The sequence below is a fragment of the Streptococcus lactarius genome (genome assembly GCF_016642265.1).
Lineage (GTDB): Bacteria > Bacillota > Bacilli > Lactobacillales > Streptococcaceae > Streptococcus > Streptococcus lactarius.
The window spans coordinates 197083-211277 of the sequence record NZ_MRXX01000003.1; the positions used below are offsets into that span (position 1 = coordinate 197083).

Annotated in this window: 11 protein-coding genes; 8 read left to right on the plus strand and 3 right to left on the minus strand. The window is 41.4% G+C overall.

All coding sequences use genetic code 11. The annotated features are described in order from the left end of the window. Window positions 1-89 precede the first annotated feature (89 nt). The 6 genes from BTU61_RS03115 to alaS all read left to right on the plus strand — a co-directional run bounded on the left by BTU61_RS03115 (window position 90) and on the right by alaS (window position 8033). Window positions 90-1040 carry a competence protein CoiA gene (locus BTU61_RS03115; RefSeq protein ID WP_200772290.1) on the plus strand — a complete coding sequence of 317 codons (951 nt, stop codon included), beginning with the start codon at window positions 90-92 and terminating at the stop codon, window positions 1038-1040. 70 nt (window positions 1041-1110) lie between these two features. Further along, entirely contained in the window at window positions 1111-2913 is a 1803-nt protein-coding gene (gene pepF / locus BTU61_RS03120; protein WP_200772291.1) for an oligoendopeptidase F, read from the plus strand. Between the two features lies 1 nt (window position 2914). After that, a complete protein-coding gene (locus tag BTU61_RS03125; protein ID WP_200772292.1) occupies window positions 2915-3634 on the plus strand; it encodes an O-methyltransferase in 720 nt (239 codons plus the stop codon). Window positions 3635-3704: 70 nt separating this feature from the next. Then, window positions 3705-4652 (plus strand): peptidylprolyl isomerase PrsA, encoded by a 948-nt coding sequence (prsA, locus tag BTU61_RS03130; protein ID WP_200772293.1) that lies wholly within the window; start codon window positions 3705-3707, stop codon window positions 4650-4652. A 252-nt stretch (window positions 4653-4904) separates the two neighbouring features. Continuing rightward, the gene (locus BTU61_RS03135) at window positions 4905-5390 is read left to right on the plus strand and encodes an LURP-one-related/scramblase family protein (protein WP_200772294.1); all 486 of its coding nucleotides are present in this window, start codon (window positions 4905-4907) and stop codon (window positions 5388-5390) included. Between the two features lie 24 nt (window positions 5391-5414). Next, window positions 5415-8033, plus strand: a complete 2619-nt coding sequence (gene alaS / locus BTU61_RS03140) for an alanine--tRNA ligase (RefSeq protein ID WP_200772295.1) — start codon at window positions 5415-5417, stop codon at window positions 8031-8033. A 110-nt stretch (window positions 8034-8143) separates the two neighbouring features. Here alaS and nrdF read toward each other — a convergent pair whose 3' ends face one another. The 3 genes from nrdF to nrdH form a co-directional block, all read right to left on the minus strand. After that, window positions 8144-9103, minus strand: coding sequence for a class 1b ribonucleoside-diphosphate reductase subunit beta (gene nrdF / locus BTU61_RS03145; protein WP_187539331.1), 960 nt, complete (start codon window positions 9101-9103; stop codon window positions 8144-8146). A gap of 114 nt (window positions 9104-9217) precedes the next feature. Then, complete coding sequence (gene nrdE, locus BTU61_RS03150) at window positions 9218-11377, minus strand: class 1b ribonucleoside-diphosphate reductase subunit alpha (protein WP_200772296.1); 2160 nt, start codon at window positions 11375-11377, stop codon at window positions 9218-9220. 91 nt (window positions 11378-11468) lie between these two features. Then, a complete protein-coding gene (gene nrdH / locus BTU61_RS03155) occupies window positions 11469-11687 on the minus strand; it encodes a glutaredoxin-like protein NrdH (RefSeq protein WP_187539327.1) in 219 nt (72 codons plus the stop codon). A 480-nt stretch (window positions 11688-12167) separates the two neighbouring features. Here nrdH and BTU61_RS03160 point away from each other — a divergent pair, with 480 nt between their 5' ends. Further along, entirely contained in the window at window positions 12168-12431 is a 264-nt protein-coding gene (locus tag BTU61_RS03160; RefSeq protein WP_003006411.1) for a phosphocarrier protein HPr, read from the plus strand. Between the two features lie 2 nt (window positions 12432-12433). Continuing rightward, complete coding sequence (gene ptsP / locus BTU61_RS03165) at window positions 12434-14167, plus strand: phosphoenolpyruvate--protein phosphotransferase (RefSeq protein WP_200772297.1); 1734 nt, start codon at window positions 12434-12436, stop codon at window positions 14165-14167. Window positions 14168-14195: the final 28 nt, after the last annotated feature.

Genomic DNA, 14195 nt, shown 5'->3' on the forward strand with positions numbered 1-14195 from the left:
CGACAATCCAAAAATAATTGAGAGGCTAAGACTTTTGTCCCAGCCTTTTTCTTATTTTTTTCGAATGGTATAAGTGAGGAGGTGAGGAAATGTTTATAGCGATGGATAAACATCAAGAGCGGTGGAATTGTATGGAGGAGATTCCACCTGTGGCAGCAGGGCCCTTTTATTGCTTAGCTTGTCAGAGTGAAGTGCGGTTGAAAAACGGCTCAGTGTTACGGGCTCATTTTGCCCATGTAGAATTACAACAGTGTCCCTACCATCATGAAGCTGAGAGCATGGAACACCTGGAATTAAAAGCCAGTCTTTATGACTGGGGATCCAAGGAAGCAAGAACAGAAGTCGAATATTATTTGCCAGAGTTTCAGCAAATTGCGGATCTTTTGGTTGTGGACAAGAAGTTAGCTTTGGAGGTGCAGTGTAGTCCCTTATCTTTGGAACGATTAAAAGAGAGAAGCGATGCATATCGAGCCCATGGCTATCAGGTTTATTGGTTGCTGGGAAAAAAGCTGTGGCTCAAGGAAAGACTGAGCAACTTACAAGCTGGCTTTCTTTATTTTAGTCAAAATCGTGGATTTCATCTTTGGGAATTGGATCTTGCAAAGAAAGAAGTGCGGTTGCAGTACCTCATTCATGAGGATTTACGGGGACGACTGCATTATAAAACAGAAGTATTTCCTTTTGGGAAAGGGCCCTTGCTTGAAATGCTACGGACACCATATCTAAAGCAGCCCTTGCAACAACTGCCAGTAGACCTGGATCAGCATTTTTTATCTTACGTAAGGCAGCAACTATTCTACCGTCAGCCAAGGTGGATGAAGTTACAGGAGCAACTCTATTTGCAGGGACACCATTTACTTGAGAAAGATCTAGACTATTTTTATCCTATGTGTCGTCCCATTGTTTCAGACCATTTGATTCAGATTGAGGGTGATCTCAAAGATTATTACCAGCAATTTCTCACTTATTACAAGGAGAAAGGAATCAAGCCGGTTCAAACTCTTTATTCTCCCTGCTTTTATAGGTGGCAGAAAAGATAATTTTCTGTGTTGGAATTCCCCACCAAACACTATTTTTATGCTAAAATAGTACTTTGGAGGATGAATTGAAATGGTAAAACAACGTAATGAAATTGATGAAAAATACCAGTGGGATTTGTCGACGATTTTTGCGACAGATCAAGCTTGGGAAGATGAAGCAAGTAGCTTAGCTGCGGATATGAAAGCAGCCAGCCACTATGCTGGTCATTTATTGGATTCGGCACAAAATCTGTTAGAGACCACTGAAGCTTATTTGGAATTGAGCCGCCGGTTGGAGAAGGTCTATGTCTATGCCCATATGAAAAATGACCAAGATACACGGGTTGCAAAATACCAAGAATACCAATCAAAAGGGATGGCACTCTATAGTTTATTAGGGGAAACCTTTGCCTTCTATGAGCCTGAATTCATGGCCATTACGGATGAGCAGTACAAGGATTTTGTAAATGAAGTTCCAGCCTTGGAACAATATGGTCATTATTTTGATTGCTTACTTGAGAAAAAAGAACATGTCTTGTCTCACAAAGAAGAAGAGTTACTTGCTGGAGCGGGAGAAATCTTTGCATCTGGTGGTGAAACCTTTGAAATCCTAGACAATGCGGATATTGTTTTCCCAACTGTGCATGATGACAAGGGTGAAGAAGTGCAATTAACACATGGAAACTATATTTCTTTGGTTGAATCAAAAGATCGTGCGGTCCGTAAAGAAGCCTATGAAGGACTCTATAAGGTCTATAAACAATATCAACACACGTATGCCAAGACCTTACAAACCAATGTAAAAGTTCATAACTTCAATGCCAAAGTGCGCAAATTCTCTTCTGCTCGTGAAGCAGCCCTTTCTGAAAACTTTGTGCCAGAAAGCGTTTATGAACGCTTGGTAGCCGCAGTCAACAAACACTTGCCACTCTTGCAACGTTATATTCAGTTGCGTTCTAAAATTCTTGGAATCTCTGACTTGAAGATGTATGATATGTATACCCCATTATCAGATACAGACTACAAGTTTAGCTATGAAGAATCCTTGGCAAAAGCGGAAGAAGTCTTGGCTGTTTTGGGTGAGGATTATCTGTCTCGTGTGAAACGGGCCTTTAGTGAACGATGGATTGATGTACATGTTAACCAAGGGAAACGCTCAGGTGCCTATTCAGGTGGTTCTTATGATACCAATGCCTTCATGTTGTTAAACTGGCAAGATACTCTGGATAATCTCTTTACCTTGGTGCACGAAACTGGTCACAGTATGCATTCGAGCTATACCCGTGAAAATCAACCCTACGTCTATGGGGACTACTCTATTTTCCTTGCTGAAATTGCCTCTACGACCAATGAAAATATCTTGACAGAACGTCTCTTGGAAGAAGTAGAAGATGATCAAACCCGTTTTGCCATCCTCAACCATTTCTTAGATGGCTTCCGTGGAACCGTCTTCCGTCAAACTCAGTTTGCTGAATTTGAGCATGCGATTCATAAGGCTGACCAAGAAGGAACGGTTTTGACGAGTGAGTTCTTGAACAACCTTTATGCAGATCTCAATGAGAAATACTATGGTCTTTCAAAAGAAGACAACCCTGAGATCCAATATGAATGGGCTCGCATTCCTCATTTCTACTATAACTACTACGTTTTCCAATATTCAACTGGTTTTGCGGCAGCTTCAGCTTTAGCTGAAAAAATCGTTCATGGAACCCAAGAAGACCGTGATAAATATATCAATTACCTGAAAGCTGGGAACTCTGATTATCCACTTAATGTCATCCGTAAAGCAGGTGTGGATATGGAAAAAGAAGACTATTTGGACGCAGCTTTTGCGGTCTTTGAACGTCGCCTAAATGAATTTGAAGCCCTCGTAGAAAAATTAGGACTTGCATAAGATGGTGGAGTCTTATAGTAAAAATGCCAACCACAATATGCGTCGGCCAGTGGTCAAGGATGAGATTGTCGACTTTATGCGGAAGCGTCAAAAACCGGTAGCTGGTGCCCTCAAGGAATTAGAAGAGTTTGCGCGCAAGGAAAATATTCCCATCATTCCGCAGGAGACGGTCGCTTACTTTCGATTACTTCTGCAAAGCCTACAACCAAAGAAAATCCTTGAAATTGGGACGGCTATTGGGTTTTCGGCCCTCTTGATGGCGGAAAATGCCCCCAATGCGCAAATTACCACCATTGATCGAAACGAGGAAATGATCGGTTTTGCCAAGGAAAATCTGGCTAAATTCGATCAGAGAAAGCAAATCACCTTGCTAGAGGGAGATGCGGTGGATGTCTTACAGGATTTAACAGAGACCTATGACTTTGTCTTTATGGACTCAGCCAAGTCTAAATACATCGTCTTTTTGCCACGGATCATAGAGCTTCTAGAAGTTGGAGGTATCGTGGTGCTAGATGATATTTTCCAAGGGGGAGATGTTGCCAAAGACATCATGGAAGTCCGTCGTGGACAACGAACCATCTATCGAGGTCTGCAGAACCTCTTTGATGCAACTCTCAATCATCCAGATTTGACCGCTAGCTTGGTGCCGCTTGGTGACGGCATCTTAATGATCCGAAAAAATGCAGAGACAGTTACCTTGCCAGAGCCTGGCTCATTTTAGGTAAATTTAAGGTATTCTCTCTAATTTGTGGTAAAATAGAAGAAGTTTAAAAAAGGAACGGAGAAATTTCATGAAGAAAAAACTTGTAGCAGGTGCTGTGACCTTGCTATCAGTCGTAACACTAGCAGCATGTGCCAATGGCACAAACAAAGATATCGTGACCATGAAAGGGGACACGATTACAGTTTCTGATTTCTATGATGAAATGAAATCAAATCAAGGAGCCCAACAAGTCCTTTTCCAAATGACCATCAATAAGGTCTTTGAAAAAGAATATGGATCAAAAGTTTCTGATAAAGATGTCAATAAAGAATTTGACAAGCAAAAGAAACAATTGGGTAACCAATTTGATGCTTACTTGGCGCAACAAGGCTTGACGGAAGAAACAGCCAAGAAACAAATCCGTAGCAATATGTTGTTGGAATACGCAGTCAACCAAGCTGCGAAGAAGGATCTCAAGGATTCAGACTACAAGACAGCCTTTGAATCTTACACACCTGAAGTAACAGCTCAAATTATCAAATTGGATTCAGAAGACAAAGCAAAAGAAGTATTGGAAGCGGCTAAAGCTGAAGGTGCAGACTTTGCTCAAATCGCCAAAGAAAATTCAACAGATACTGCTACAAAAGACAAAGGTGGCGAAGTCAAGTTTGATTCAGGAACAGCAGATATCCCATCTCAAGTCAAAGAAGCAGCCTTTAAGTTGGATGAAAACGGCATTTCAGATGTGATCACAGTTTCAGCAGGCCAAAACTATTCTGCTAGCTACTATATTGTGAAATTAAACAAGAAGACTGAAAAAGGTTCTGATTGGAAGAAATACGAAAAACGCTTGAAAGAAATCATTGTCGAAGGTCGTAAACAAGATACTAACTTCATCCGTAGTATTATTGCCAAAGCGATGACCGATGCCAATATCAAGGTCAAAGATGATGCCTTCAAGTCAACCTTTAACCAATATTTGCAAAATATCGGTGTCCAAACGAGCGATAGCAGCTCTTCATCCTCTAAAAAATAGTTGACGGTTCTTTATTGAACCTGTATAATAAATAGTTGAGAATAAATCATTGGTTATCGGAAACAGAGAAGTGGCGGGGGTGCGAGCCATGGAAGAGAAATGATTTTGCTACTCAACTGATACAATTGAAATAAAAAATGAAGAATGACAAGTTCATTGAATGAAGGTGGTACCGCGGTTTTTCGCCCTTCGTTTGGTGGCTTGTCTTTTGTTTATGCATGCCTGTTAGCGCCTTTTCAAAGGAGATAGAAAATGAGAACCTATCAAGTGAAACAAAAATTTCGATTGGGTGGCGAACGCTTCGATATCAAAGATGAGTTAGGAAATGTCGAATACCAGGTTGAGGGATCCTTTTTTAAAGTTCCTAAAACCTTTACCATCTATGATAAGGAGGGGCAAGAAGTCAGCCAGATCACGAAAAAGCCATTCACCCTTCTTTCAAAATTTGAGGTTTGCTTGAAAAATGGGGATCGCTTTTTTATCACTAAAAAGTTTACGATCTTGAGAGACAAATACGATATTGAAGATTTGGGACTGCGGGTTCAAGGAAATATCTGGGACCTGGATTTCAAATTGTTGGATGATCGGGATCAAATTGTTGCTGAGATTAGCAAAGAACTCTTTCACCTTACCTCAACTTACCAAGTATCGGTTTATGAGGATGAATACGCTGATTTAGTTATCTCACTTTGTGTCGCCATCGATTATGTCGAAATGTTAGAAGCAGGCGCAAATTAACCCAATTAGAATTAGGAGAAAAATATGAAACAACTATCTAGTGCACAAATTCGCCAAATGTGGCTTGATTTCTGGGCAAGCAAGGGACATTCTGTAGAGCCATCTGTTAGCTTGGTTCCAGTAAACGATCCAACCCTTTTATGGATTAACTCAGGGGTTGCAACCCTCAAGAAATACTTTGATGGAACCATCAAACCTGAAAATCCACGGATTACCAATGCTCAAAAAGCCATCCGTACCAACGATATCGAAAACGTAGGGAAGACTGCGCGTCACCATACCATGTTTGAAATGTTGGGGAACTTCTCTATCGGTGATTATTTCCGTGATGAAGCCATCACATGGGCTTTTGAACTCTTGACAAGTCCAGAATGGTTTGACTTTCCTAAAGACAAACTCTATATGACTTATTATCCAGATGACAAGGATTCATATAACCGTTGGATCGCTGTTGGAGTAGATCCAAGTCACTTGATCCCAATCGAAGACAACTTCTGGGAAATCGGTGCGGGACCTTCAGGACCAGATACTGAAATCTTCTTTGATCGTGGAGAAGCTTTTGACCCAGATCATATCGGTATTCGTCTTCTTGCAGAAGATATCGAAAATGACCGTTACATCGAAATCTGGAACATTGTTTTGTCCCAATTTAACGCAGATCCTGCTGTCCCTCGTAGTGAATACAAGGAATTGCCACACAAGAACATTGATACGGGCGCAGGTTTAGAACGTTTGGTAGCCGTGATTCAAGGGGCTAAGACCAACTTTGAAACCGACCTCTTCATGCCAATCATCCGTGAAGTGGAAAAGATGTCTGGAAAAACCTACGATCCAGATGGCGACAATATGAGCTTCAAGGTCATTGCCGACCACATCCGTTCTCTTTCATTTGCGATTGGTGATGGGGCTCTTCCAGGAAATGAAGGACGTGGCTATGTCCTTCGTCGTCTCCTCCGTCGTGCTTCTATGCATGGCCAAAAATTGGGTATCAACGAACCTTTCCTTTACAAATTGGTTCCAACTGTTGGAAAAATCATGGAAAGCTATTACCCAGAAGTGCTTGAAAAACGTGACTTTATTGAAAAAATTGTTAAGAGCGAAGAAGAGTCATTTGCTCGTACCCTTCACTCAGGTCAACACTTTGCTCAAGGTATCGTAGCTGACTTGAAGGCCAAAGGTCAATCTGTTATCGATGGACAAGACGTCTTCAAACTTTACGATACTTATGGATTCCCAGTTGAATTGACAGAAGAAATTGCTGAAGAAGCTGGTATGACTATCGATCGTAATGGTTTTGAAGCAGCTATGAAGGAACAACAAGAACGTGCGCGTGCATCAGCTGTTAAAGGTGGATCTATGGGCATGCAAAATGAAACTCTTCAAAACATTACAGTTGAAAGTCACTTTAACTATAATGCTAGCCAATTGTCTTCTAAGTTGGTAGCTATCGTAGCGGACAATACAGAAGTAGAAGCTGTATCCGAAGGAACTGCATCTCTCATCTTTGCTGAAACTCCTTTCTACGCTGAAATGGGTGGACAAGTAGCGGACCATGGTCAAATCTTGGATACTGCAGGGAATGTCGTAGCAAATGTTACAGACGTTCAAAAAGCACCAAATGGTCAACCACTCCATACCGTTGAAGTATTGGCACCACTTTCCTTGAACCAAGAATATACCTTGGCTATTGATACCAATCGTCGTCACCGCGTCATGAAGAACCATACAGCAACTCACTTGCTTCATGCAGCTCTTCATAACATTCTCGGAAATCATGCGACTCAAGCAGGATCTCTCAACGAAGTAGAATTCCTCCGCTTTGACTTTACCCACTTCCAAGCCGTAACTCCCGAAGAATTACGTGCTATTGAACAACAAGTCAATGAAAAAATCTGGGAAGCTATTGCAATCAAGACAATTGAAACCGATATTGATACAGCTAAGGAAATGGGAGCAATGGCCCTCTTCGGTGAAAAATACGGTAAAAATGTCCGTGTTGTCACCATCGGTGACTACTCAGTGGAACTCTGTGGTGGTACCCATGTAGGCAATACTTCTGAAATTGGTCTCTTCAAGATTGTCAAAGAAGAAGGGATCGGTTCAGGAACTCGTCGTATCTTGGCAGTGACCGGTAAAGAAGCCTTTGAAGCTTATCGCCAACAAGAAGATGCTCTTAAAGTAGCTGCAGCTACTTTGAAAGCTCCTCAACTTAAGGAAGTTCCTCATAAAGTGGAAGCTCTCCAAGAACAAGTAAAACAACTTCAAAAAGAAAATGCAGAATTGAAGGAAAAAGCTGCAGCCGCAGCTGCAGGTGATGTCTTCAAGAATGTTCAAGAAGCAAACGGACACCGCTTCATTGCAAGTCAAGTTTCTGTATCTGATGCAGGTGCCCTTCGTACCTTCGGGGATAACTGGAAGCAAAAAGATTACTCTGATGTCCTTGTTCTTGTCGCGGCCATTGGTGAAAAGGTCAATGTCCTTGTAGCCAGCAAGACAAAAGAGGTACATGCAGGTAACTTGGTTAAAGAATTAGCTCCAATCGTCGACGGACGTGGTGGTGGTAAACCAGACATGGCCATGGCAGGAGGAAGCAACCAAGCGAAAATCCAAGAATTGTTGGATGCCGTAGCAGGTAAATTGTAAGAATCAGAGAGGTTGGGTGTTGGTCCAACCTCTTTTTTCAAAAAAGAATTGGCCCCAATCAGAAAAAAATTGCAATAAAAAAACCTCTCCGTCTGGAAAGGTTTTTCTTCTTACAATCCGTAGTTGTAATCATCATCCTGCATGGCTTCTACTTCACCGAGAAGGTAACCATTTCCGACTTGAGAGAAGAAGTCGTGGTTGGATGTTCCGGTTGAGATTCCGTTCATGACGATTGGGTTGACATCATCTGCTGAGTCAGGGAAAAGCGGATCTTGCCCCAGGTTCATGAGGGCTTTATTGGCGTTGTAACGAAGGAAGGTCTTGACCTCCTCTGTCCAGCCCACACCGTCATAGAGGCTCTCTGTATAGCCTTCTTCATTTTCATAGAGGGTATAGAGCAGGTCATACATCCATTCTTTGAGTTTTTCTTGCTCGTCTTCTGGTAATTCGTTAAATCCAAGTTGGAACTTGTAGCCGATATATGTTCCGTGAACAGATTCGTCTCGAATGATCAACTTGATAATTTCAGCTACGTTAGCTAACTTGTTGTTTCCAAGATAGTAGAGCGGTGTGAAGAAACCAGAGTAGAAGAGGAAGGTTTCAAGAAAGACGCTGGCTACTTTCTTTTCAAGTGGCGTACCATGGAGATAAATTTCGTTGACGATCTCAGCTTTTTTCTGAAGATATGGATTGGTGTTGGTCCACTCAAAGATGTCCTCAATTTCAGCCTTGGTGTTCAAGGTAGAAAAGATAGATGAGTAGGACTTAGCGTGGACAGATTCCATAAATTGGATGTTATTAAAGACCGCTTCTTCATGAGGGGTACGGATATCTGCGCGAAGGGCGTTGACACCTGTTTCAGACTGCATGGTATCTAGAAGAGTCAATCCACCAAAGACTTTTCCAACTAAGTCTTTTTCTTTATGAGATAACTTTCTCCAGTCGTCCAAGTCGTTTGACAACGGAATACGAGTATCGAGCCAAAATTGCTCCGTCAGCTTTTCCCAAGTGGATTTATCGATGACATCTTCGATGGCATTCCAGTTAATGGCTTTGTAGTAAGTTTCCATTTGATATCACTTTCTTTTTCAATTCGTTCAATCGTAACGATTCTACCCTAAATGGATAGAATATCGCACAAAAAGTCGGCGAACCGACTTTTGAGAGCTATCTAGGATAGCAGATTAGATGACACAGCTTTCACATTGGTTAGCACCAACTTCTCCACCATCATCTGTAAAGGTACGGACGTAGTAGATGGACTTGATTCCCTTATTAAAGGCATAGTTGCGAAGGATAGACAAGTCACGTGTCGTTTGTTTATTTTCTTTCTTCCATTCGTAGAGACCTTTTGGAATGTCACTGCGCATAAAGAGTGTGAGGGAAAGTCCTTGGTCTACGTGCTCAGTTGCAGCCGCATAAACATCAATCACCTTACGCATATCCATGTCATAAGCAGAAGTGTAGTAAGGAATGGTTTCAGTTGATAAACCAGCTGCAGGGTAGTAGATCTTCCCAATTTTCTTTTCTTGGCGTTCTTCGATCCGTTGTGTGATGGGGTGGATAGAAGCAGACACATCGTTGATGTAGCTGATAGAGCCATTTGGTGCGACTGCCAAGCGGTTTTGGTGGTAAAGACCATCTGCTTTTACTTTATCACGAAGTTCAGCCCAGTCAGCAGCGCTAGGAATAAAGATATCTTTGAACAATTCTTTGACACGATCGGATTTTGGAACAAACTCTCCAGTCACATACTTATCAAAGTAAGTGCCGTTAGCATAGTCTGATTTTTCAAAGTTGTGGAAGGTAAGGCCCCGTTCACGTGCGATGTTGTTTGATTCCACGAGAGTCCAGTAATTCATGAGCATGAAGTAGATGCTGGTGAATTCAACAGACTCAGGTGATCCATATTCAATCAATTGTTGCGCAAGGTAGCTGTGAAGTCCCATGGCTCCAAGGCCGAAGGTGTGGGCTTGTTTATTACCATGATCAATTGTAGGGACCGCGACAATATGGGAGCTATCTGTAACGAAGGTCAAAGCACGCACCATGGCACGAATCGAACGGCCAAAGTCAGGTGACGTCATCATGTTGACTACGTTGGTTGAACCAAGGTTACAAGAAACGTCTGTCCCCATTTGAAGGAATTCTTGAGCATCGTTAATCAAACTTGGTTCTTGAACTTGGAGAATTTCAGAACACAAGTTACTCATGATGATTTTTCCATCAACAGGATTTGCGCGGTTGGCTGTATCAATATTGACGACATAAGGATAACCGGATTCTTGTTGCAATTTAGAAATTTCAGTTTCCAAATCACGCGCCTTGATCTTGGTCTTGCGGATATTCGGATTTGCTACTAATTCGTCATATTTTTCAGTAATGTCGATGTAGTTGAACGGCACACCGTATTCGCGTTCGACAGAGTATGGGCTGAAGAGGTACATCTCTTCATTTTTACGCGCTAATTCATAGAATTTGTCTGGAACGACAACACCTAGTGAGAGCGTCTTGACACGAACTTTTTCATCGGCATTTTCTTTCTTAGTTGAAAGGAAAGCGATGATGTCTGGATGGAAGACGTTGAGGTAAACAACTCCGGCACCTTGACGTTGACCTAATTGGTTAGAGTATGAGAAGCTATCTTCGAACAATTTCATGACAGGTACGACACCGGAAGCAGCTCCTTCATAACCCTTGATCGGTGCACCACCTTCACGAAGGTTGCTGAGGGAAATCCCAACACCCCCGCCGATACGAGAAAGTTGCAGGGCAGAGTTGATGGAACGTCCGATCGAGTTCATATCATCTGTTACTTGAATTAAGAAACAAGAAACCAATTCACCACGACGAGCACGACCTGCATTTAAGAAAGAAGGTGTAGCAGGCTGGTAGCGTTGGTGGATGATTTCATTTGCGATATCTTTGGCAATGGCTTCATTTCCATCTGCGAAGTAGAGAGCATTAAAGAAGACTCGGTCTTCCATGCTTTCAAGGTAAGCATCCCCATCATTGGTTTTCAAAGCGTACTGGTTATAAAATTTATAAGCCGCCATGAAAGACTTAAATTGGAAGTGTTGGTCTTTGATAAATTGGGCCAATTCTTCCAAAAATTCTGGACGGTACTTCTCGATAAAAGCTCTTTCAATGTAATTATGCTCTAGAAGGTACTGAATCTTGTCAGTGATTGAATCAAAGGCCAAAGTATTTGGCACTACATTTTCTTTAAAGAAGGCATCCAAGGCTTCCTTATCTTTATGAAGCATGATTTGGCCATTGACCGGACGGTTGATTTCATTATTTAGACGAAAATACGTCACGTCTTCAAGAGATTTTAATCCCATAATAATCCTTTTCTAATTCCTAAATTACAAGTAAAAAGTCTAGTGTTAGGTTGCTAACGCTAGACCCTATTTCAGCAAAATCCTGTGTTTATTAAGAAAGTTTCTTCAGCTTAGCTGGTTGAAAGCCTGAAAATACATCATCTGGTGTTTGGACAACAGGAGCAGCATTGAAGCCAAGGCTCTTAACGTGCTCTACGAATTCAGGTTGTTCATCCAAGTTGATTTCACGGTATTCCACATGGTTGCTATCGAGAAACCGCTTTGTCATTTTGCATTGTACACAATTATTTTTTGAGTAAATGGTTACCATTTCTTTTTCCGTTCTCCTATCGAAATATAAATCTGTAAACAGTATAAACAAATTCTAGCAACTTGTCAATCATTTTAACTAAATATTGTGCAAAGATCTAAAAAGGGCTTTTTAAAGCACAATATGTTGTGGTATGATAAAAGTAGGAAAATCTTGAAAAAGGGATAGGAATAGGCTTTAAAGCATCTTTAATTAGGAATAATTTTTTGATGAATCAATATCCTGTGGTTTTCTAGCTTTTTACTATTTGAAAAGAAAGAGTGAAAATAACTGGATTATAATATAGTAGAAAATTCAATGACTTTTTCATTCATTGAAGCTCATTTCAGTAAAGTGTATCTGGCTTGCGATTTTTGGCAGGCTTTTTCTGTAAGTGAGTGATAAAAATCTTGAAAAAAATTTCAAAAGATGATATAATACCAAATTGTAAGGGTTATCAAAAGGTAACTCAAAACTATTTTTAAAAAGGAGAGTCCAATTATGGCTTCTAAAGATTTCCACATTGTGGCAGAAACAGGTATCCACGCACGTCCAGCAACTTTGTTGGTTCAAACTGCTAGCAAATTCGCTTCAGATATCACTCTTGAATACAAAGGTAAATCAGTAAACTTGAAATCAATCATGGGTGTTATGAGCCTTGGTGTTGGTCAAGGTGCAGATGTTGTGATCTCAGCTGAAGGTGCAGACGCAGATGATGCGATCGCTGCTATCTCAGAAACAATGACAAAAGAAGGATTGGCTTAAATATGACAAAAATGCTTAAGGGAATCGCAGCATCTGATGGTGTTGCCGTTGCTAAGGCATATTTGCTCATTCAACCAGACTTATCATTCGAGACTGTTTCAGTCGAAGATACAAGTGCAGAAGAAGCTCGTTTGGATGCAGCTCTTGAAGCTTCACAAAACGAGCTTTCTCTTATTCGGGAGAATGCAGTAGCAAGCCTTGGTGAAGAAGCAGCGCAAGTTTTTGATGCGCATATGATGGTTCTTGCTGACCCTGAAATGGTTGGCCAAATCAAAGAAACCATTCGTACGAAAAAAATCAACGCAGAAGCTGGCTTGAAAGAAGTCACTGATATGTTTATCGCCATTTTTGAAGGGATGGAAGACAATCCATACATGCAAGAACGTGCGGCAGATATTCGTGACGTTACCAAACGTGTCCTTGCTAGCTTGCTAGGTAAAAAATTGCCGAATCCTGCAACAATCGATGAAGAATCTATTGTTGTGGCACACGATTTGACTCCATCTGATACGGCTCAGTTGAACAAAAAGTATGTCAAAGCCTTTGTGACAAACATTGGTGGACGTACCAGTCACTCAGCGATCATGGCTCGTACTCTCGAAATCGCAGCGGTTCTTGGTACAAACAATATTACTGATTTGGTACAAGACGGCGATGTGTTGGCTGTATCTGGAATCACTGGCGAAGTGGTCATCAACCCAACTGAAGAACAAATTGCAGAGTTCAAAGCAGCTGGTGAAGTTTATGCGAAACAAAAAGCTGAATGGGCTCTCCTTAAAGATGCTCAAACAGTGACAGCTGATGGCAAACACTTCGAATTGGCTGCTAACATTGGTACTCCTAAAGATGTTGAAGGGGTCAACGCAAATGGTGCAGAAGCTGTTGGTCTTTATCGGACAGAATTTTTGTACATGGACTCTCAAGACTTCCCAACTGAAGATGATCAATACGAAGCATACAAAGCAGTTCTTGAAGGTATGAACGGTAAACCTGTTGTCGTTCGTACAATGGATATCGGTGGGGATAAAGAACTTCCTTACTTCGATCTTCCTAAAGAAATGAACCCATTCTTGGGTTACCGTGCTTTGCGTATTTCTATCTCTGAAACGGGTAATCAAATGTTCCGTACACAATTGCGTGCTTTGCTTCGTGCATCTGTTCACGGTAAATTACGGATCATGTTCCCAATGGTTGCTTTGTTGAAAGAGTTCCGTACTGCAAAAGGTATCCTTGAAGAAGAAAAGGCTAAATTGCTTGCGGAAGGTGTTGCAGTTGCAGATGATATCCAAGTTGGTATCATGATTGAAATTCCAGCTGCAGCTATGCTTGCAGACCAATTCGCGAAAGAAGTTGATTTCTTCTCAATTGGTACAAATGATCTTATCCAATACACAATGGCTGCTGACCGTATGAATGAACAAGTTTCATACCTTTACCAACCATATAACCCATCAATTCTTCGTTTGATTAATAACGTGATCAAGGCGGCGCATGCTGAAGGTAAATGGGCGGGGATGTGTGGTGAAATGGCTGGTGACCAAACAGCTGTTCCGCTTCTTGTCGGAATGGGCTTGGATGAGTTCTCCATGTCAGCTACTTCAGTACTTCGTACACGTAGCTTGATGAAGAAATTGGACACAGCTAAGATGAAAGAATACGCTAACCGTGCTCTGACTGAATGTTCAACAATGGAAGAAGTTCTTGAACTTTCAAAAGAATACGTAAACGTTGATTAAGAATCAATCAAGAGAGTGGGACAGAAAT